Annotated in this window: 13 protein-coding genes and 2 pseudogenes; 13 read left to right on the forward strand and 2 right to left on the reverse strand. The window is 43.1% G+C overall.

The features are described from left to right. The first annotated feature begins 11 nt into the window (after nt 1–11). From V470_00230 to V470_00290, 13 genes and pseudogenes are all read left to right on the forward strand, one after another. Complete coding sequence (locus V470_00230) at nt 12–3,737, forward strand: phosphoribosylformylglycinamidine synthase (GenBank protein AHZ46882.1); 3,726 nt, start codon at nt 12–14, stop codon at nt 3,735–3,737. Nucleotides 3,738–3,898: 161 nt separating this feature from the next. After that, complete coding sequence (locus tag V470_00235; protein ID AHZ46883.1) at nt 3,899–5,341, forward strand: amidophosphoribosyltransferase; 1,443 nt, start codon at nt 3,899–3,901, stop codon at nt 5,339–5,341. 214 nt (nt 5,342–5,555) lie between these two features. Then, nucleotides 5,556–6,578, forward strand: a complete 1,023-nt coding sequence (locus tag V470_00240; protein ID AHZ46884.1) for a phosphoribosylaminoimidazole synthetase — start codon at nt 5,556–5,558, stop codon at nt 6,576–6,578. Then, entirely contained in the window at nt 6,575–7,120 is a 546-nt protein-coding gene (locus V470_00245) for a phosphoribosylglycinamide formyltransferase (protein ID AHZ46885.1), read from the forward strand. The genes V470_00240 and V470_00245 overlap by 4 nt, the downstream gene beginning before the upstream one ends. Before the next feature lie 15 nt (nt 7,121–7,135). Continuing rightward, the gene (locus tag V470_00250) at nt 7,136–8,683 is read left to right on the forward strand and encodes an IMP cyclohydrolase (protein AHZ46886.1); all 1,548 of its coding nucleotides are present in this window, start codon (nt 7,136–7,138) and stop codon (nt 8,681–8,683) included. A gap of 120 nt (nt 8,684–8,803) precedes the next feature. After that, nucleotides 8,804–10,069, forward strand: coding sequence for a phosphoribosylamine--glycine ligase (locus V470_00255; GenBank protein AHZ46887.1), 1,266 nt, complete (start codon nt 8,804–8,806; stop codon nt 10,067–10,069). A gap of 287 nt (nt 10,070–10,356) precedes the next feature. Then, nucleotides 10,357–10,845: a phosphoribosyl carboxyaminoimidazole mutase gene (locus V470_00260; protein ID AHZ46888.1), complete on the forward strand. Its 489-nt coding sequence runs from the start codon at nt 10,357–10,359 to the stop codon at nt 10,843–10,845. Beyond that, nucleotides 10,832–11,923, forward strand: a complete 1,092-nt coding sequence (locus tag V470_00265; protein ID AHZ46889.1) for a phosphoribosylaminoimidazole carboxylase — start codon at nt 10,832–10,834, stop codon at nt 11,921–11,923. The genes V470_00260 and V470_00265 overlap by 14 nt, the downstream gene beginning before the upstream one ends. Nucleotide 11,924: 1 nt before the next feature. Then, nucleotides 11,925–12,188 carry a hypothetical protein gene (locus V470_00270; GenBank protein AHZ46890.1) on the forward strand — a complete coding sequence of 88 codons (264 nt, stop codon included), beginning with the start codon at nt 11,925–11,927 and terminating at the stop codon, nt 12,186–12,188. Nucleotides 12,189–12,208: 20 nt separating this feature from the next. Beyond that, nucleotides 12,209–12,436: pseudogene (locus V470_10455) on the forward strand (phosphoribosylaminoimidazole carboxylase). 3 nt (nt 12,437–12,439) lie between these two features. Next, nucleotides 12,440–13,132 carry an aspartate racemase gene (locus tag V470_00280; GenBank protein ID AHZ46891.1) on the forward strand — a complete coding sequence of 231 codons (693 nt, stop codon included), beginning with the start codon at nt 12,440–12,442 and terminating at the stop codon, nt 13,130–13,132. A 92-nt stretch (nt 13,133–13,224) separates the two neighbouring features. After that, a pseudogene (locus tag V470_10460) lies at nt 13,225–14,979 on the forward strand (hypothetical protein). Nucleotides 14,980–15,742: 763 nt separating this feature from the next. Beyond that, nucleotides 15,743–17,041, forward strand: a complete 1,299-nt coding sequence (locus V470_00290; protein ID AHZ46893.1) for an adenylosuccinate lyase — start codon at nt 15,743–15,745, stop codon at nt 17,039–17,041. A gap of 57 nt (nt 17,042–17,098) precedes the next feature. On the opposite strand, the gene V470_00295 is transcribed toward V470_00290, so the two are convergent. Then, nucleotides 17,099–21,100: a beta-N-acetylhexosaminidase gene (locus V470_00295; protein ID AHZ46894.1), complete on the reverse strand. Its 4,002-nt coding sequence runs from the start codon at nt 21,098–21,100 to the stop codon at nt 17,099–17,101. Nucleotides 21,101–21,402: 302 nt separating this feature from the next. Further along, nucleotides 21,403–22,119, reverse strand: coding sequence for a GntR family transcriptional regulator (locus V470_00300; protein ID AHZ46895.1), 717 nt, complete (start codon nt 22,117–22,119; stop codon nt 21,403–21,405). Nucleotides 22,120–22,435: the final 316 nt, after the last annotated feature.

The raw sequence follows: 22,435 nt of genomic DNA on the forward strand, positions 1-22,435 counted from the left end.
AATAAGAATTGATGAATAAACGTATTTTTGTTGAAAAAAAGGCTGATTTTCAGGTCAAGTCAGAGAGTTTGGTAAGAGAACTCCAGCACAACTTGGGACTGTCAACTTTGAAAAGTATTCGCATTGTGCAAGTTTATGATGTTTTTGACTTGTCAGAGGACTTGTTTGCGCCTGCAGAAAAACATATCTTTTCTGAGCAGGTGACAGACCATGTCTTGGATGAAGCGGCTGTGCAGGCTGATCTTGCCAATTATGCTTTCTTTGCCATTGAAAGTTTGCCAGGACAGTTTGACCAGCGTGCAGCTTCTTCACAGGAAGCCTTGCTTTTGCTGGGAAGTTCTAGTGATGTGACGGTCAACACAGCTCAACTTTACTTGGTTAATAAAGATATTGATGCGACTGAGTTGGACGCGGTCAAGAACTACCTGCTCAATCCAGTGGATTCACGTTTTAAGGACATCACGACAGGGATTGCCAAGCAGGAATTTTCAGAGTCAGACAAGACCATTCCAAAATTGACTTTCTTTGAAAGTTATACGGCAGAAGACTTTGCTCGCTACAAGGCCAAGCAAGGGATGGCAATGGAAGTGGATGATTTGCTCTTTATTCAAGATTATTTCAAGTCAATCGGGCGCGTGCCGACGGAAACAGAGCTCAAGGTTTTGGATACTTATTGGTCTGACCACTGCCGTCACACGACTTTTGAGACCGAGTTGAAACAGATTGACTTCTCAGCTTCTAAATTCCAAAAGCAATTGCAGGCGACTTATGACAAGTATATTGCCATGCGTGATGAGTTAGGTCGTTCTGAAAAACCACAAACCTTGATGGATATGGCGACTATTTTTGGTCGTTATGAGCGTGCTAATGGGCGTTTGGACGACATGGAAGTGTCAGACGAAATCAATGCCTGCTCGGTTGAAATCGAAGTGGACGTTGATGGTGTCAAGGAACCTTGGCTCCTCATGTTTAAAAACGAAACCCACAACCACCCAACTGAGATTGAGCCATTTGGTGGAGCGGCTACTTGTATCGGTGGAGCCATTCGTGACCCGTTGTCAGGCCGTTCCTACGTTTACCAAGCTATGCGTATCTCAGGTGCTGGTGATATTACAGCTCCGATTTCAGAAACTCGCGCTGGTAAATTGCCACAACAAGTCATTTCGAAGACAGCGGCTCATGGTTATTCTTCGTATGGTAACCAAATTGGTCTGGCGACGACTTACGTTCGTGAGTACTTCCACCCAGGCTTTGTAGCCAAACGCATGGAGCTAGGTGCCGTTGTCGGTGCTGCTCCTAAGGAAAATGTAGTCCGTGAAAAACCGGAAGCCGGTGATGTGATTATTCTACTCGGTGGGAAGACTGGACGTGATGGTGTCGGTGGTGCGACAGGATCTTCTAAGGTTCAAACAGTTGAGTCTGTAGAGACTGCTGGAGCTGAGGTTCAAAAAGGGAATGCCATCGAAGAGCGCAAGATCCAACGCCTTTTCCGTAATGGCGATGTCACTCGTCTTATCAAGAAATCCAACGACTTTGGAGCAGGTGGTGTCTGTGTGGCTATCGGTGAATTGGCAGATGGTCTTGAAATTGATCTCAACAAGGTTCCTCTTAAATACCAAGGTTTGAACGGTACAGAAATTGCCATTTCTGAATCACAAGAACGGATGGCAGTTGTGGTGCGTCCTCAAGACGTAGATGCCTTCGTTGCGGAATGTAATAAAGAAAATATTGATGCTGTTGTGGTGGCAACAGTGACTGAAAAACCAAATCTTGTCATGCACTGGAATGGTGAAACGATTGTCGACTTGGAACGTCGTTTCCTTGATACAAACGGTGTGCGCGTAGTTGTTGATGCCAAGGTTGTGGACAAGGATGTCAAACTCCCAGAAGAACGCACAACAAGTGCTGACACACTTGAAGCAGATACCCTTGCGGTTCTGTCTGATCTCAACCATGCGAGTCAAAAAGGTTTACAAACTATCTTTGACTGCTCGGTCGGTCGTTCAACGGTCAATCACCCACTTGGTGGTCGCTACCAACTCACACCAACTGAGGCATCTGTGCAGAAATTGCCAGTTCAACATGGTGTGACTCACACTGCGTCTGTCATGGCGCAAGGATTCAATCCATACGTGGCAGAATGGTCTCCATACCATGGTGCTGCTTATGCGGTTATCGAAGCAACTGCTCGTTTGGTGGCTACTGGTGCAAACTGGTCCAAGGCTCGTTTCTCTTATCAAGAATACTTCGAGCGGATGGACAAACAAGCAGAGCGTTTTGGTCAGCCGGTAGCAGCTCTTCTAGGCTCTATCGAAGCACAAATTCAGCTTGGCTTGCCATCTATCGGTGGTAAGGACTCTATGTCTGGTACCTTTGAAGAATTGACTGTACCGCCAACCTTGGTTGCCTTTGGGGTGACGACGGCAGATAGCCGTAAGGTCCTCTCTCCTGAGTTCAAGACTGCTGGTGAAAACATCTACTACATCCCAGGTCAAGCCCTTTCTGCTGATATTGACTTTGACTTGATCAAGTCTAACTTTGCCAAGTTCGAAGCTATTCAAAAGGCTCACAAAGTGACATCTGCATCAGCTGTCAAATATGGTGGTGTCCTTGAAAGCTTGGCTCTTGCTACTTTTGGGAATCATATCGGTGCAGAGGTAACCTTGCCTGAACTTGAAAGTTCTTTGACAGCTCAGCTAGGCGGATTTGTCTTCACATCTCCTGAAGAGATTGCTGGAGTAGAGAAAATTGGACAAACAAAAGCAGACATTACACTCCTTGTCAACGGTGTGAAGCTAGATGGACAGAAACTTGACAGTGTCTTCCAAGGCAAACTGGAAGAAGTTTACCCAACAGAATTTACCCAAGCAAAAGAATTGGCTGAAGTGCCAGCTGTCGCTTCTAACGCAATCATCAAAGCTAAAGAAACTATTGAAAAACCAGTGGTTTACATCCCAGTATTCCCAGGAACCAACTCAGAATATGACTCAGCTAAAGCCTTCGAAAAAGAAGGGGCTGAGGTCAACTTGGTGCCATTCGTGACCTTGAATGAAGAGGCTATTGTCAAGTCAGTTGAAACCATGGTTGACAACATTAGCAAGGCTAATATCCTTTTCTTCGCGGGTGGTTTCTCAGCTGCAGATGAGCCAGATGGATCAGCTAAGTTTATCGTCAACATCCTGCTTAATGAAAAAGTGCGTGTAGCTATTGATAGCTTTATCGCTCGTGGTGGCTTGATTATTGGTATCTGTAATGGATTCCAAGCCCTCGTCAAATCAGGTCTTCTTCCATATGGGAACTTTGAGGATGCTAGCAGTACTAGCCCAACCCTTTTCTACAATGATGCCAACCAGCACGTAGCGAAGATGGTGGAAACTCGTATTGCCAATACCAACTCGCCATGGTTGGCTGGAGTGCAAGTGGGTGATATCCACGCCATTCCAGTATCGCACGGTGAAGGGAAGTTTGTCGTGACGGCTGAAGAATTTGCTGAACTCCGTGATAATGGTCAAATCTTTAGTCAATACGTTGACTTTGAAGGCAAGCCAAGTATGGATTCTAAGTACAATCCAAATGGTTCTGTAAATGCCATCGAAGGAATTACCAGCAAGAACGGCCAAATCATCGGTAAAATGGGACACTCAGAACGTTATGAAGACGGTCTCTTCCAAAATATTCCAGGAAATAAAGACCAGTACTTGTTCGCGTCGGCGGTTAAATACTTTACTGGGAAATAAGACTTGCAGATTTTCTAATAGATAGTATCCGTAATGTAAAAGTCATGTAGATTTAGTTCTTGGTGATTGCAAAAGGTTTGTTTTGCGAGTGAAACGAGCTTCTACCGTATCATTCGGCTCTACTGAAGGAATGATGCAAAAATAAAAATTAGGTATAAAAAATGACATACGAAGTAAAATCTCTTAATGAAGAATGTGGTGTTTTTGGTATCTGGGGGCATCCAGATGCTGCTAAATTGACCTATTTCGGACTCCACAGTCTTCAGCACCGTGGTCAGGAGGGGGCAGGAATCCTCTCTAATGACCAGGGGAACTTGAAGCGTCATCGTGATATGGGGCTTTTATCAGAAGTGTTCAGAAATCCAGCTAATTTGGATAAACTGACTGGAGCGAGCGCGATTGGGCATGTTCGTTATGCGACTGCTGGCGAAGCTTCTGTAGATAATATCCAGCCCTTTCTCTTCCGCTTTCACGATATGCAGTTTGGACTTGCTCACAACGGAAACTTGACCAATGCTGAATCGCTCAAGAAAGAATTGGAACAAAGAGGAGCTATTTTCAGTTCAACTTCGGACTCGGAAATCTTGGCTCACCTCATTCGTCGGAGTCACAATCCGAACTTGATGGGCAAAATCAAGGAGGCGCTCAGCCTTGTCAAAGGTGGCTTTGCTTATATCTTGTTATTTGAGGATAAGTTGATTGCTGCGCTTGATCCTAATGGCTTCCGTCCGCTTTCTATCGGAAAAATGGCAAACGGAGCGGTGGTGGTTTCGTCTGAAACCTGTGCCTTTGAAGTCATTGGTGCTGAGTGGATTCGTGATGTGAAACCAGGAGAGATTGTAATCGTAGATGACAATGGTATCCAGTACGATAGTTATACGAATGATACCCAGTTGGCGATTTGTTCTATGGAGTATATCTATTTTGCTCGCCCTGACTCTAACATCCATGGGGTCAATGTCCATACAGCTCGCAAACGTATGGGGGCTCAATTAGCGCGTGAGTTCAAGCACGAAGCAGATATTGTGGTCGGTGTGCCAAATTCCTCGCTGAGCGCAGCTATGGGATTTGCAGAAGAATCTGGTCTGCCAAATGAAATGGGTCTGATCAAAAACCAATACACGCAACGCACCTTTATCCAACCGACTCAAGAATTGCGTGAGCAAGGGGTGCGGATGAAGCTATCAGCCGTTTCGGGTGTCGTTAAAGGAAAACGTGTGGTGATGATTGATGATTCCATTGTTCGTGGGACAACCTCTCGCCGTATCGTTCAGCTCTTGAAAGAAGCGGGGGCTTCTGAAGTTCACGTTGCTATTGGTAGTCCAGCGCTAGCTTATCCATGCTTCTACGGGATTGATATCCAGACGCGTCAGGAGTTGATTGCGGCTAATCATACAGTCGAAGAAACCTGCCAAATCATTGGTGCGGATAGCCTGACCTATCTTTCGATTGATGGCTTGATTGAATCCATTGGGATTGAAACAGATGCGCCGAATGGTGGTCTCTGTGTCGCTTATTTTGATGGAGACTACCCAACTCCTCTCTACGACTATGAGGAAGAATATCGTAGAAGCTTGGGGGATAAGACCAGTTTTTACAAATAGACGGATAAAGACTCTCCATGAAAGGAAAGGAAGAGAAGATGACAAATAAAAATGCTTATGCTCCACGTCTCGCTACTGACTAAAAGCTAAAGCATTTGTCAGTAGACGCTTTGTCTTATGGGACCAAAGCTAGAGCCCTGACTAGTATTTTTAGATAAAATAATTGTTTATCTAAAAATACGTCGCAATCTTCTCAAAGAAAAGGAAAAATAAAATGGCAAATAAAAATGCGTATGCCCAGTCGGGTGTAGATGTTGAAGCGGGTTATGAAGTTGTTGAGCGGATCAAAAAGCATGTGGCTCGTACGGAGCGTGCAGGTGTTATGGGAGCTCTTGGTGGCTTTGGTGGCATGTTTGACCTTTCAAAAACAGGTGTAAAAGAGCCGGTCTTGATTTCGGGGACGGATGGTGTTGGCACCAAACTCATGCTGGCTATCAAGTACGACAAGCATGATACCATCGGTCAAGACTGTGTGGCCATGTGTGTCAACGATATCATCGCTGCAGGTGCGGAGCCTCTCTATTTCCTCGACTATGTGGCGACAGGGAAGAATGAACCAGCTAAACTAGAACAAGTGGTTGCTGGTGTGGCAGAAGGTTGTGTGCAAGCTGGTGCCGCCCTCATCGGTGGTGAAACGGCTGAAATGCCTGGTATGTATGGCGAAGATGACTATGACTTGGCTGGTTTTGCGGTCGGTGTGGCAGAAAAATCTCAAATCATTGATGGTTCGAAGGTAGCAGAAGGTGATGTTCTTATCGGACTTGCTTCAAGTGGGATTCACTCAAATGGTTACTCACTCGTTCGTCGTGTCTTTGCCGACTACACAGGCGAAGAAGTCTTGCCTGAGTTGGAAGGCAAAAAGCTGAAAGATGTCCTTTTGGAACCAACGCGTATCTACGTTAAAGCTGTTTTGCCACTCATCAAGGAAGGTTTGGTTCATGGGATTGCCCACATCACAGGTGGTGGTTTCATCGAGAATGTCCCTCGTATGTTTGCAGCTGACTTGGCTGCTGAGATTGAGGAAAGCAAGGTTCCAGTCCTTCCGATCTTCAAAGCCCTTGAAAAATACGGTCAGATCAAACACGAAGAAATGTTTGAAATCTTCAATATGGGTGTGGGCCTCATGTTGGCAGTTAGCCCTGAAAATGTAGACCGTGTCAAGGAATTACTGGATGAACCAGTCTATGAAATTGGTCGCATCGTCAAGAAAGAAAACGAAAGTGTCATCATCAAATGAAAAAAATAGCGGTTTTTGCCTCTGGTAACGGCTCAAACTTTCAGGTGATTGCCGAAGAATTTCCGGTGGAGTTTGTCTTTTCAGACCATCGTGATGCCTATGTGCTTGAGCGTGCAGACAAGCTTGGCGTTCTGTCCTATTCTTTTGAACTCAAGGAGTTTGAGAACAAGGCAGACTATGAAGCAGCACTTGTTGAGCTATTAGAAGAACACCAGATTGACTTGGTTTGTCTCGCAGGCTACATGAAAATCGTTGGGCCGACCTTATTGGTGGCTTATGAAGGTCGAATCATCAATATCCATCCAGCCTACTTGCCAGAATTTCCAGGAGCTCATGGGATTGAGGACGCTTGGAATGCTGGTGTTGCTGAGAGTGGCGTCACCATTCACTGGGTGGACTCCGGTGTGGACACAGGCAAGGTCATCAAACAAGTCCGTGTGCCACGTCTAGCTGATGATACCATCGAAAACTTTGAAGCTCGCATTCATGAGGCGGAGTACAAGTTGTATCCAGAAGTTATTAGAGAATTGTTGGATAAGTAAATGAAAGGAAATAACATGACTAAACGCGCCTTAATCAGCGTCTCAGACAAAGCGGGCATTGTTGAATTTGCCCAAGAACTCAAAAAACTTGGTTGGGATATTATCTCGACAGGTGGGACAAAGGTTACCCTTGATAATGCTGGGGTGGAGACCATTGCAATTGATGATGTGACTGGTTTTCCAGAAATGATGGACGGCCGTGTCAAGACCCTTCATCCAAATATCCATGGTGGGCTCTTGGCTCGTCGTGACTTGGATAGCCACTTGGAAGCAGCCAAGGACAATCAAATCGAGCTCATCGACCTTGTGGTGGTAAACCTTTACCCATTCAAGGAAACGATTCTCAAACCAGATGTGACGTATGCAGATGCAGTGGAGAATATCGATATTGGCGGGCCATCCATGCTTCGTTCAGCAGCGAAAAACCACGCTAGTGTAACGGTTGTAGTAGACCCTGCTGACTATGCAGTGGTGCTTGATGAATTGGCAGCAAATGGTGAAACTACTTATGAGACTCGTCAACGTTTGGCGGCTAAGGTTTTCCGCCACACAGCAGCTTATGATGCTTTGATTGCGGCATATTTCACTGCTCAAGTGGGTGAAAGCAAACCTGAAAAACTCACTTTGACCTATGACCTCAAGCAACCCATGCGTTACGGTGAAAACCCTCAACAAGATGCAGACTTCTACCAAAAAGCTCTTCCTACGGAATACTCCATTGCATCCGCTAAACAGCTAAACGGGAAAGAATTGTCCTTTAACAATATCCGTGATGCGGATGCAGCTATCCGTATCATCCGTGATTTCAAAGACCGTCCAACTGTTGTGGCTCTCAAACACATGAACCCATGTGGAATCGGTCAGGCTGACAACATTGAAACAGCTTGGGACTACGCTTATGAATCTGACCCAGTGTCTATCTTTGGTGGAATTGTCGTCCTTAACCGTGAGGTGGATGCTGCGACAGCTGAGAAGATGCACGGCGTTTTCCTCGAGATCATCATCGCACCGAGCTATACGGATGAAGCGCTAGCCATTTTAACCAATAAAAAGAAAAACTTGCGCATCCTTGCCTTGCCATTTGATGCTCAAGATGCTAGTGAGGTAGAGGCAGAATACACAGGTGTAGTAGGTGGACTTCTCGTGCAAAATCAAGACGTGGTCAAGGAAAGCCCAGCTGACTGGCAAGTGGTGACCAAACGCCAGCCAACCGAGACAGAAGCGACTGCTCTTGAGTTCGCTTGGAAAGCAATTAAGTACGTCAAATCAAACGGTATCATCGTGACCAATGACCACATGACACTCGGTGTTGGGCCAGGTCAAACCAACCGTGTGGCTTCTGTTCGTATTGCGATTGACCAAGCTAAAGACCGCCTTGACGGCGCTGTGCTTGCTTCTGATGCCTTCTTCCCATTTGCAGATAACGTGGAAGAAATTGCTAAAGCAGGCATTAAAGCCATCATCCAACCAGGTGGCTCAGTTCGTGACCAAGAGTCTATCGAAGCTGCTGACAAATACGGCTTGACTATGGTCGTCACAGGAGTAAGACATTTTAGACATTAAAAAACGAAAGGGAAGAAAACAGTTTCTTTCCTTTTTTGGTTTAAAATGCTAAGTGAAACAAGATTAAAACGAACGTTTGTGATATAATATTAGTAAATAATTCGCAAAAGAGGTTGAGAGATGAAGCTGTTAGTTGTCGGTTCTGGTGGTCGTGAACATGCGATTGCTAAGAAATTGCTTGAATCAAAAGACGTTGAAAAAGTCTTTGTAGCTCCTGGAAATGATGGGATGACTCTAGATGGTCTGGAATTGGTGAATATCTCTATTTCCGAACATTCTAAGTTAATTGAGTTTGCAAAGGTCAACGATATTGCTTGGACCTTCATCGGGCCAGATGATGCCCTTGCTGCTGGGATTGTAGATGATTTTAACCAAGCTGGGCTCAAAGCTTTTGGTCCGACTAAGGCTGCAGCGGAGCTGGAGTGGTCCAAAGATTTTGCTAAGGAAATCATGGTCAAATACGACGTTCCGACAGCAGCTTATGGTACATTTTCAGATTTCGAGGAGGCTAAGGCTTATATTGAGGAGAAAGGCGCTCCTATCGTCGTCAAGGCAGATGGTTTAGCGCTTGGTAAGGGTGTCGTCGTTGCTGAGACAGTCGAGCAAGCTGTCGAAGCCGCTCATGAGATGCTCTTGGACAATAAATTTGGTGACTCAGGTGCGCGTGTGGTCATCGAGGAATTCCTTGACGGAGAAGAGTTCTCTCTCTTTGCCTTTGTCAATGGGGACAAGTTCTACATCATGCCAACGGCTCAGGACCATAAACGTGCCTATGACGGCGACAAGGGCCCTAACACGGGTGGTATGGGAGCTTATGCGCCAGTTCCTCACTTGCCACAGAGCGTGGTTGATACGGCGGTTGAGACTATTGTCAAGCCAGTTCTTAAAGGAATGATAAAAGAAGGTCGTCCGTATCTTGGTGTCCTTTACGCAGGGCTTATTTTGACTGCTGACGGTCCGAAGGTTATAGAGTTTAACGCTCGATTTGGAGATCCCGAAACTCAGATTATCTTGCCTCGTTTGACATCTGACTTTGCGCAAAATATCACGGATATTCTCGATGGCAAGGAGCCAAACATCACGTGGACGGACAAGGGTGTGACTCTGGGTGTGGTTGTCGCATCCCAGGGCTACCCGCTAGACTATGAAAAAGGTGTTAAGCTTCCATCCAAGACCGAAGGCGACATTATCACCTACTATGCTGGAGCTAAGTTTGCGGAAAATAGCAGAGCGCTGCTATCAAATGGTGGACGTGTCTATATGCTCGTCACCACAGCAGATACCGTCAAAGAAGCCCAAGAAACCATCTACCAAGAACTCTCCCAACAAAAAACAGAAGGCCTCTTTTACCGAACAGATATCGGAAGCAAGGCCATAAAAGATTAACAGACATATTTGCCATGGCGAGCGAAAGCGAGCCACTACATTAGACGATTATTAAAAAGAAAAATAAAAATTCACAAAATACGTTAATGGTCGTATGGTTTGCGAGCATTAGCGAGCTAATATAGAGCAATCACCGCCGTTGTGAAAGAAGGCTTGGCTTTGTTAGCCAAGCCTTCAGGGAAATCGGAAGACCTTGGGCTTCCGATTTAGGCATGAGACACCTTTGGTGGCTGCTGCCGTCCCTCACAACCTAAGGTGATTGTTGAAAGGAAGAAAAAGGAGAAGAAATGAAACCAGTAATTTCCATTATTATGGGCTCAAAATCCGACTGGGCAACCATGCAAAAAACCGCCGAAGTCCTAGACCGCTTCGGTGTAGCCTACGAAAAGAAGGTTGTCTCTGCCCACCGGACACCAGATCTCATGTTCAGACATGCGGAGGAAGCTCGTAGCCGTGGTATCAAGGTCATTATCGCAGGTGCAGGTGGGGCAGCCCATTTGCCAGGTATGGTTGCAGCTAAAACAACCCTTCCTGTCATCGGTGTACCTGTCAAATCTCGTGCTCTTAGTGGTGTAGACTCGCTCTACTCTATCGTACAGATGCCGGGTGGTGTGCCTGTTGCGACTATGGCTATCGGTGAAGCTGGAGCGACAAATGCGGCCCTCTTTGCCCTCCGTCTCCTTTCAGTAGAGGACCTGGTTATTGCGACAGCTTTGGCTGATTTCGCAGAAGAACAAGGAAAAATCGCAGAGGAGTCTACAAATGAGCTCATCTAAAACAATCGGAATTATCGGTGGCGGTCAGCTAGGTCAGATGATGGCCATTTCTGCTATCTACATGGGGCACAAGGTCATCGCGCTGGATCCTGCGGCGGATTGCCCAGCTTCTCGTGTGGCAGAAATCATCGTGGCTCCTTATAACGATGTGGATGCTCTCCGTCAGTTGGCTGAGCGTTGCGATGTCCTCACCTATGAGTTTGAAAATGTCGATGCCAACGGTTTGGATGCTGTTATCAAGGATGGTCAGCTTCCTCAAGGAACAGACCTGCTTCGCATCTCCCAAAATCGCATTTTTGAAAAGGACTTCCTCTCAAACAAGGCTCAAGTCACTGTGGCACCCTACAAGGTTGTGACTTCAAGCCAAGACTTGGCAGATATTGATCTATCGAAAAACTATGTCCTCAAGACTGCGACTGGTGGCTACGATGGGCATGGACAAAAGGTTATTCGCTCGGCAGAAGATTTGAAAGAAGCCTATGCGCTGGCTGATTCTGCAGACTGTGTCTTGGAAGAATTTGTCAACTTTGACCTTGAAATTTCTGTCATCGTGTCAGGAAATGGCAAGGACGCGACAGTTTTCCCAGTTCAGGAAAATATTCACCGAAACAACATCCTTTCAAAAACTATTGTGCCTGCTCGCATTTCAGAAAGTCTAGCTGAAAAAGCAAAAGCTATGGCAGTACGAATCGCAGAACAGCTCAACCTGTCTGGAACACTTTGTGTGGAAATGTTTGCGACAGCTGATGACATCATTGTCAACGAAATCGCCCCACGCCCACACAACTCTGGGCACTACTCTATTGAAGCCTGCGACTTCTCACAATTTGACACCCATATCTTGGGTGTTCTGGGAGCACCATTACCAGCAATTAAACTGCATGCTCCAGCTGTTATGCTCAATGTCCTCGGCCAGCATGTCGAGGGTGCTGAAAAGTATGTCGCAGAAAATCCAAGCGCCCACCTCCACCTGTATGGTAAAATAGAAGCGAAGCACAACCGCAAGATGGGGCATGTGACTTTGTTTAGTGATGTGCCGGATAGTGTGGTTGAGTTTGGGGAGGGGATTGATTTTTGAAATGACAGAAGAATTTGATGAATTGCTAGATGATGAAATAACGACCGTAACACTGACTTATACGGACGATTTGGTTGTTCCAGAGATTTCGGATAGAGAGGGGATTCATATTTTAGAGAGAGCTGGCAATCAGCTAGTCTTAGAATATTCTTGTTCCGTGAAGGAAGTTAAGGATTATCTGAGTAGTTACGGCCTGCCTAGACATCCCGAGAGAATTTCATTTGAATTTTCTATACATGAAGACTCAGAAAATGATAATCTTTAAAGTTAAATGGAGACCAGTTTATGATTCAAATCATCGTAAACGCTTTTGTGGAAGAAGGCAAAGAAATTGCTGTTGTGGAAGTGCTCTTTGCCCAGTGCCGACCATGAAAAAGTAAAAACCAATATCAGGAATTAAAGATTCAATATCCAAACAATTATCTGGCTATCTATGATTTGCCATTGGATACAGATCTGAGTAGCTTGCCACACTATCCGTCGGTTGTGATAAGCAAGGAGGAGTTTAATTAGCCTATGAAAACTATTGGTCTGATTGGTGGTATGAGTTGGGAAAGTACCACATCTTACTACCAAATCATCAACGAAACCATCAAAAAAAAGCTGGGTGGCTTGCATTCAGCTAAGATTCTACTTTATAGTGTTGATTTTGCAGAGATTGAGCATTATCAAGCAGTCGGAGACTGGGAGAAAAGCGGTCAACTTTTGACAGATATTGCTCAGCGCTTGGAGCAAGCAGGTGCGGATTTCATCGTTATTTGTACAAACACCATGCACAAGGTTGCTCCGCAGATACAAGAAAAGATTACGATTCCAATCTTGCATATTGCGCAGGCAACCGCGCAGGCCTTGTTGGCTGACGGTATTCAAAAAGTCGGTCTCCTAGGGACCAAGTACACCATGACTCAAGATTTTTACAAGGAGAAATTAATAGAGTCTGGGTTAGAAGTGCTGATTCCAGACCAAGCTGGAATTACAGAGGTCAATCGAATCATTTATGACGAACTTTGCCTAGGGAACATCAAAGAAAGCTCAAAGCGGACTTATCTTGCCGTTATAGATGATTTGAAAAAAGCAGGCGCTGAAGCTGTTATCTTGGGATGTACCGAGATTGGTCTCCTCGTCAAGCAATCCGACACTGACCTGCCTCTCTACGACACAACAGTGATCCATGCAGAGAAAGCGGCGGAGTGGGCGGTAAATAAGTGACCATAGAAGACAAGCACAACCGTAGGGTAGGGCATATAACTTTGTTTAGTGATGCGCCGGATGAGGTTGAAGAATTATAGGAGATAAAATCTATGAGTAGAGAAAAACGTGTGACTAATCATGACCATGAAATTGTTTTTAATGAGTCGTTAAAATATGCTAAAGAGTACTTAGGAAAAGAACTTCATCAAAATGATGTTGAGAATGCTAGGACAGGATTTTATTATCTAGTATTTGATTTATTATTTGGAGTTAAAGATAGAGGGGATATTGATAACTATATTATTGATAATCATTTTTTGGATATAGTAAAATCAAAGAAGAATAATGATTTAGGTATTGATGCTGTATTGATTGAAGAGGAAGAAAAGAAAATTAATTTATTTAATTTTAAGTTCCGAAAAGAGTTTCAAGGTAAAGCTAAAGTTCCTAAACATTCGGAAATAAGAAGTTCGGAACCTTTTTTAAATTTAATGAGTTGTAGTGAGGAAGAATTTTACAAGTTTAAAGAACACGAAGATGTTGAAGACTACAGATATACTCTAAATAAGATAGAAGAGATTAGAGAATTAATTCAACAAGATAATTTTGGTATATACCTATATATGGTAACTAATGACCTTTCTAAAGTTAATGAAGATGATCTAGCTACAAAAGCTTTTAAAAATAATTATCCCTGGTTAATTTTAGTAAATTATAATTTGTCAAATGTAGTTAAAGGAATAGCTCTTAGCAGACCAGAAAATGAGGCTAAAATAGAAGTGGAGAACACGTCACTACTGGAGCATAACGTTCCGTATACAAATAGTAAGTCTTATATAACGGAGATGAGTCTTATTGATGTACTGAGAATTTCTAGCACTGACTTGGATTTAAGGAAACATATTTCTATTGGTGATAAAGAGGATGTTTTTGATTTAGAGTTGGACTTTGATATATTATTTGATAATGTTAGAGATTATTTGGGAAATAATAAGATTAATAAGAAAATTGCTACAACCTTATCAGATGAACCTTCTAAATTTTTCCTTTACAATAATGGCTTGACGGTTATTGCTGAAAATATTAAATCTGAGCCAGCAAAATTAAATAAAAGTACAAATTTAACTTTAAAGAACTATCAAGTTGTTAATGGTGGGCAAACACTAAGATCAATTTATCAATATAAAAGTAATATCAAAATTGATAACGAAGATACGCGTATATACAATTTAACTAATGCGACCGTGCTAGTAAGATTGTTAGAAACATCCAATGATGAGGAATTAATAAATAAAATTTCAGAATTTACAAATAGCCAAAATCCAATTAGAGAAATTGACTTACGTTCAGTTGACAATATTCAATTAAAAATTGAACGACGTTTGGAGCAAGAGAATATTCGTTACTATCGAAAGAGAGGGAAAGGTAGAATATTCTCTAAAAAATATGATTATACTATATCTATGGAAAAATTGGGCCAAATATTATTATCTTATGAAGGCAAACCGGAATCGGCTGCGAATAGTAAATCAAAGATATTTAGTGAGTACTATGAAAAATTATTTAATGACGATAAAACATTGTTAAAGAAAATAATTAAACAAATTAAAATATATAAGGAAATTGGGGAAGTATATAAACAACTTAATTATGAATACTATGAACAGAAAGCTTATTACATTTTATTTATGAAACGTTGTTTACAAAAGAATAGTATTGAAGAAATTATTGAAATTCTAGAAGATGTTCTTATAAATTATATTCCGGAAAAAGAAACTACTGAAGCTAGAAAATTTTTACAACCTGCATTTAAGGAACATGTTATTAAAAAAATAAAAAGTTTAGGTGGAGAAGTACAGGGAATCTTTATAGTTAAAAAGAAACGAAAAGATAAACAGGTTGAAGAAAATTTGAGCACAAATAATAAAGAACAATTTTGGAATGGGTTCACTAAATACTTGAATGAGTTAGAGGAATTTAATTATAACTTGCCAACAAAGAAAATTGCTTCATATTACACAATATCAAGAGTAGGACAGGATGATATTAAATGTGAATTTTCTGTTGGAGCTAGAACAATAGGGTTTATATATGGTAAAAAAAGAGACAAGGATTTTTATGATTTTCTAGTTTCAAATAAAAGTTCTCTTTCTGAGAAAATAGGAAGTGAGCTTATTATTAGAGACTGGAATGATACCAACATTTCTAATGTACAAGGTTTAAGGATCTCTATTAAAAATTTTGGATTAAATTATCCTGATAATAATGTTGAGGCCTATAAAATTTTGTCTAGTAAGTTCACTTCATTAGACAAAGCGGTGCAGGAATTATTAAAATAAAATTTGAAATAGAGAGTCAACAGAATATTAATTTTTTATCAACACAAATATTATATTTCTACTACAGCATAATAACTAAAAAAGAAAGGAACAAGGGCACCGTATCCTCTAAACTGAATACGGGCTACGGACTTCCTAATTGTAAACAAAGAAAGGAAAGGGCCATCTAGTTTGCAGAACTGAACCCGGACGGAAAGCTCGGAATTTAGATAAACCTCCTAGGACGTAAGCGTCCGTCGTTGGTTTCCTAAAATTCAGTCGCTTTCTAGTCGCCCTTGGTATCTTAATCATGATCAACCGTTACTCTCGCCCTGAGATGGCGAATATTTGGAGTGAAGAAAATAAATACCGTGCTTGGCTTGAGGTGGAAATCTTGGCTGACGAGGCATGGGCTGAGTTGGGTGAAATCCCTAAGGAAGATGTGGCTTTGATTCGCGAGAAAGCGGACTTTGACATCGACCGTATTTTGGAGATTGAGCAGGAGACGCGCCACGATGTGGTGGCTTTCACACGTGCGGTTTCTGAGACTCTTGGTGAAGAGCGCAAGTGGGTTCACTATGGTTTGACTTCTACCGACGTGGTGGATACTGCCTATGGTTACCTCTACAAGCAGGCCAACGACATCATCCGTCGTGACCTTGAAAACTTCACCAACATCATCGCTGACAAGGCTAAGGAGCACAAGTTCACCATCATGATGGGGCGTACTCACGGTGTGCACGCTGAGCCAACAACTTTTGGTCTTAAATTGGCGACTTGGTACAGCGAAATGAAGCGCAATATCGAGCGTTTCGAGCATGCGGCTGCTGGTGTGGAAGCTGGTAAGATTTCTGGTGCGGTTGGTAACTTTGCCAACATCCCACCATTCGTTGAAAAATACGTCTGCGACAAACTCGGTATCCGTGCTCAAGAAATCTCTACACAGGTGCTTCCTCGTGACCTTCACGCTGAGTACTTCGCAGTTCTTGCCAGCATCGCAACTTCTATCGAGCGTATGGCGACTGAAATTCGTGGTCTTCAAAAATCTGAGCAACGCGAAGTAGAAGAGTTCTTTGCCAAAGGTCAAAAAGGGTCTTCAGCCATGCCTCACAAACGCAACCCTATCGGTTCTGAAAACATGACAGGTTTGGCGCGTGTCATCCGTGGTCACATGGTGACAGCTTATGAAAACGTCGCTCTCTGGCACGAACGTGATATTTCTCACTCATCAGCTGAACGTATCATCACACCAGATACGACCATTTTGGTTGACTACATGCTCAACCGTTTTGGAAATATCGTCAAGAACTTGACGGTCTTCCCAGAAAACATGATCCGCAACATGAACTCTACTTTTGGTCTTATCTTTAGCCAACGTGCCATGTTGACCTTGATTGAGAAAGGCATGACCCGTGAGCAAGCCTATGACCTGGTGCAACCAAAAACAGCCTACTCTTGGGATAACCAAGTAGATTTCAAACCGCTTCTCGAAGCAGATCCAGAAGTGACATCACGCCTCACACAAGAAGAAATCGACGAAATCTTCAACCCTGCATACTACACCAAACGTGTGGATGATATCTTTGAACGTATCGGACTCGGTGATTAATTCTAACAATAAAAAGCGAGATTCAATCTCGCTTTTTCGTATTCTCTTAGAAGAATCTTAGTCTTCTTTTCTCTTAGTCAGTCCGTAGGCTGCTAGAGTCGCCATGAGTCCTGCTGCGACCAAGCCTGCAGAGTCTTGACTTCCTGTTGCAGGGAGTTGTTTTTCATCTGCTTTGACAGTAGTTGGTGCAGTTTGCTCAGCTTTCTCAACGGCAGTGCCGACTTCAACAACTTGAGTGACCGCTTCCTGTGTTACCACGCTATTGACAAGCGTTCTTTCTTCTTTTCCATCAGCAGTAGTGTTCACAGAGTAGAAGGCAGTACGGTGGCCGTTAGCTCCTTTAGTAACAACTTGCGTTTGTCCTTTTGGCAATTGAGGATTTTCACGTGTCACAGTAGTGAATGGAATTTCTTCCTCTTGGATATCCAGTCTTGGTTTTGTTTCTGCGGCTGGAGCAAGACCGTGTTCGTCTCCTACATGGGTTACAAGGGTTCCGACTTCAATAACTTGAGTCACTGCTTCTTGAGTCACAAGGCTATCTACAAGAGTTTTCACTTCCTTACCGTCAGCACTAGTGCTCACAGAGTAGTAATGGCTGCGACGACCGTTAGCGCCTTTAGTAACGACTTGAGTCTTCCCTTTGAGTAAGAGTGGATTTTCATGTGTTACGGTAGTGAACGGAATCTCTTCTTCTTGGATATCCAGTCTTGGTTTCGCTTCGGTAGCTGGAGCAAGGCCACTTTCATCCCCTTTGTGGGTAATAGGGGCACCGATTTCAACCACTTGGGTCACAGGTTCTTTGGTTACTTGGCTATCTAGAACGGTTTCTGTTTGTTTACCATTTTCAGTAAGGACAGAGATGTAATGAGTGCGTTCGCCATCTACACCTGGTGTGACAATCTTTTCTTGCTTAGCTGGGAGGTTCGGATTTTCCTTCTTGATAACTTCAAATGGAATCTTTTCTGCTCTTGTGATGAGTTCCGGTTTGGTTTCAACGTTGGCAGCTAGTTCGTTTTCATCGAGGCTTCCTGAGTGAGTTGCTGCTGGTTTGAGGCCTAGGCGGGCTGCTTTGAGTTTAGCTACAAGAGCGTCTAACTCGGCTTGTTTGCTGCGATTGAGGTTGTAGTTGAGAGCCTCTTTAGCTGCATTTAGAGCATCCAAGCTTTCCTGGCTGTATCCTTCCAAGTTAGTAGGGATTTGAGCAAGCTCCTCACGGAGAGCATTGTAGTCAGCACGGAAGTAGTCTTTGTTGTGATCTGCGAAGGCAGTCATGAGTTCAAAGATTTCTTCTTCCTTGTACTCGGCACTTGGTTTGTCTGCCCAGATAGCAAGCATACTACCAATAGTAGGAAGGTCAACTTCAGGGTATTTAGTTGATGCTAGTTGATTAAATGGAGTTTTCTCGGTATTTTCGAGAGCTTTTTTGAGGAAGCCACCGCCATCTTCTGGTTTTTGACCGAGAATGTAGTACCAGTCCCCGTTGGTATTAAGGAATTTATAGCCTTTACTTGCAAGGTACTGTGGAGATGCAAGGTTGTAGCCCCACCATCCTTTAGACCAGTAAGAGATGATGACATCCTTGTCAAACTCAACATCATCCTTGTCCTCGTAGTAGAAACCATCGTTGAAGGCCATTGGTTGAAGGCCTCTTTCTTTGGCCATGGCAGCAAGGGTGTTAGAGTACTCAGCAAACTTACCATAGAGTCCATACCATTTGAGGTAGTACCAGCCTTGAGCGTTGGTGGCATCATTGGCATATTCGTCTGTACCGTAGTTGAAGATCTTAGTCTTGCCTGCAAAGAAGTCCATGTACTTGCCGATGAGGGCTTTGACAAAGTTCATGGCTTCTTCGTTTTCAAGATCCATGGTTGTTTTGGAGACCTTGTCAAAGTTGGCTTGAGGATTCTTGATTCCAAGTTTTTCCATAGCAACGAGCATGGCGTCCATGTGACCTGGGCTGTTGATTGCTGGGATGATTCCGAGGCCTTTTGATTTTGCGTACTCGATCAATTCAGTGATTTCAGCTTGACTAAGAGTGGTTCCGTTTGGATCATCGTAGTAAGCTTTTGTTCCTTCGATGATAGCCTTCTTGACATCGTCACTTGCATAAGTTTTGCCGTTAGCTGTGATGGTCATGTCATCAAGGAGGAAGCGAAGTCCATCATTTCCTAGGAGAAGATGCACATCAGAGTAGCCGAGCTCGCTCGCCTTGTCTATGATACGTTTGAGTTGGTCGAGCGTGAAGTACTTACGTCCGGCATCGATAGAGATTACCTTGTTCTTGGCAAGCTTTTCAACTTCACGTTTCGCGTCTTCTTCTTTTTGAGCTTCTGGTGTGAAGGTCAAATTGCTGACAGCTTCTTGGAGTTTTGCGATTGCTTGGTCAATGGTATCTTGTTGGGCACGGCTGAGGTTGCTATCAAGTGAGCGAATGGCTTTTTCAGCTTCTTTTACAGCTGCGACACTTTCTGCAGTATAGCGGTTAAGGTCTGTTGGCACTTCTTTCAGGGCTTGCTCAGCAGACTCATAGTCAGCTGCGAAGTATTCAGCATTGGCATTTGCGAAGCTACGCATGAGTTTGAAGAGGCGTGATGGTGAATAGCGTGCAGATGGGGTATCCGCCCAAGCAGCTACCATACCCCCGATGAACGGGATAGTAGCCCCATCAGATTTTGGTACAGAAGTGATTGGAGTGTTCTTGATACCATTGAGTCCTTGGTCGAGGTTGTACCAGCCTTGACCATCGGCATTTCGTCCAAGGACGTAGTACCAAGCATCGTTTGTATTAAGGATTTGGTGGCCTTTTTCAACTAGAAGTTTAGAAGAAGCGACGTCGTATCCGCCCCATCCACCAGTCCACATTGAAACGATGATGTCTTTGTCAAAGGTTCCAAAGCTAGTGTCGCTATTGTAGTAGATTCCATCGTTGAAGGCCATTGGTTTGAGACCGTGAGATTTGACGATGCGAGCAAGGTCATTAGCGTAAGTGATGAATTTACTATATTTTCCTTGTGTTTGAAGGACAGTCCAACCTTTAGCGTTTGTAGCATCATTAGCATACTCGTCTAGCCCGATGTTGAAGATGTCAGATTTGCCAGCGAAGTAAGCTGCATACTTGTCGATTAAAGCTTTTGTGAATTCAACCGCTTCTTTGTTATCAAGGTCAACAGTACGAGCAGATTCCTTACCAAAGTAGTTGAAGTTCGGTTTTTGGATGCCTAGTTCTTTCATAGCATGCAAAATCGCATCCATGTGACCAGGGCTGTTTACAGTTGGGATGAGACCAATGCCTTTGTTTTTAGCATAGTTGATCAAGTCTGTCATCTGACTTTCTGTCAAATGGTTGCCGTTTGGATCCTTGTAGTAGGCATCGGTTCCGTTTTCGAGTGCACGTTTGACATCGTCACTTGCATAGGTTTTGCCATTGGCTTTGATCGTCATGTCGTCCAGCATGAAACGCATGCCGTCATTTCCAACTAGTAGATGAAGATCAGTATAACCGTAGTGTTTGGCTTTGTCGATGATCTCTTTGAGTTGGTCTGGAGAGAAGTACTTGCGTCCAGCGTCGATTGAGATCATTTTTCTTTTTGCCAGTTTTTCATTTACCTGAGCTGCTCGTTCCGTGCTAGGAGTGGCTACTGCAGGTGTGACGGCTTCATTTTTCTTTTCTGAAGAAGTACTTTCGGCAGGAGTTTCAGCTGGGGCAGGGCTTTCTTTCTCGGCAGTAGGAGTTGGAGTAGCATTTTCTGTCACAACTGGTGCGCTTGACTCTTCTGTTTTTGGAGCAACCGTTCGAGGAGCCTCCTGGTCTTCTTTGACCTCCTCTTTTACAGGTTTGTCAGCCTTTTCTTCCAGTTTTTCTGGAACTTTGGAGTCTACAGTTTCTTCGGTTGCTTGTGGACTCTCCTGAATCGTTTGAACAGTTTCTTCAGCTGTTGGAGCTGGAGTAATCCCGTCGGCAGATACGACTTGGGCGCTAAAAGCAAATCCTATAAGTACAGAAGCTGCCCCAACCGCGTATTTACGGATGGAGAAGCGCTGTTTCTTTTCTAGTTTCATGACAAAACCTCCTTGTTATTATCATATATGATAGCGTTTACATAAAACCAATTTTATTTTATTATCTAAGGAGTAAAATGTCAAGTGGGTTTATATAAGAACTATAATAAATAGAGGAAATCATAAGATTTAGGAGAAATTTACTAATAAGGGATAAAACAGAGGAAAAACCAAACGAAATTTTACCTTGTTTTTAGTAAAAATGCTACTAATTAAATAAGAGTTCTTTATAGCGTTTTCACAACTTTTTTCTCGTGCTATAATGAATATAGAAAAAGCCTGAGCTAGGCTCAGGCTTTTTCTTAATGACCTCGGTTACATGAGATGAATTTGATTTTGTAGTAGTCTGCTCGCTTATAAGTTTCACTATAGGCAAGGACTTGGCCAGTGGCCTCAAGTTTTGTAGTCTTCGTTTGGAAGACAGTTGGGAATTGTGTATCGATTCCGAGTACAGAAGCAGCATGCTCTGGTGTTGGGAATGCGATTTCGTTGATTTCCTCAAAATGTTCATCACTCATGTGAATGCGGTAATCCAATTTGAAACGTGTATAGATAGAGCTATAATAGTCAAGATTTGGATAGTTGGCATTGATGTATTGCTCAGGAATATAAGATGTGTGGTAGATGTATGTCACGTCGTTTGTCTGACGAATACGTTCAATCTTATAGTAGAATTGATCTCCACGTAGTCCAAGTTTATCTAAATATTCAAGTTTGTTTCCGCGCTCGATAGAAAGGACAGTAACTTTATCGTCTTTTGTTTCAAAGATTTCGACATCTGAAAACTCAACGAGTTTGTGCTTGCGGGCACGTGAAACGAAAGTACCTTTACCTTGTTGGCGGACAATGTAGCCGTCTTTAGCAAGGTCGTTCAAGGCACGAACAACTGTGATTGAACTCACATCGTACATCGCGATCAATTCGGCTTCTGTATAAAATTTATCTCCACTTGCAAATTGACCAGAGATGATTTTGTTTTTTAATTCATCTTTAATATATTGGTATTTAGGAATAGCCATAAATTTCACCTCGATTCTCTTTCTCCAATTTTGATTTTACCACAAATATAAAGAAAAGAGTAGTATTAAGGTCAAAAAATTAAAATAATAGACTAAAAATGTTATTTTACATGTAAAAAAATTCATTTGATGTTCTTGTGAATTATCATACATAAAAAGATCGTTTTCATGCTATTTTTAGATAATTTCGGTAAACGGTAAGTAAAAAAATAGAAAAATTTTAAATAATTTTCTAAAACCTATTGACAAATGCAAAAGATTTGATTATAGTTAATATTATAATAAATGAAAGCGCAAACTTAATTCGTCAGAGGTA

Origin of the sequence: Streptococcus sp. VT 162 (genome assembly GCA_000688775.2) — a bacterium.
Lineage (GTDB): Bacteria > Bacillota > Bacilli > Lactobacillales > Streptococcaceae > Streptococcus.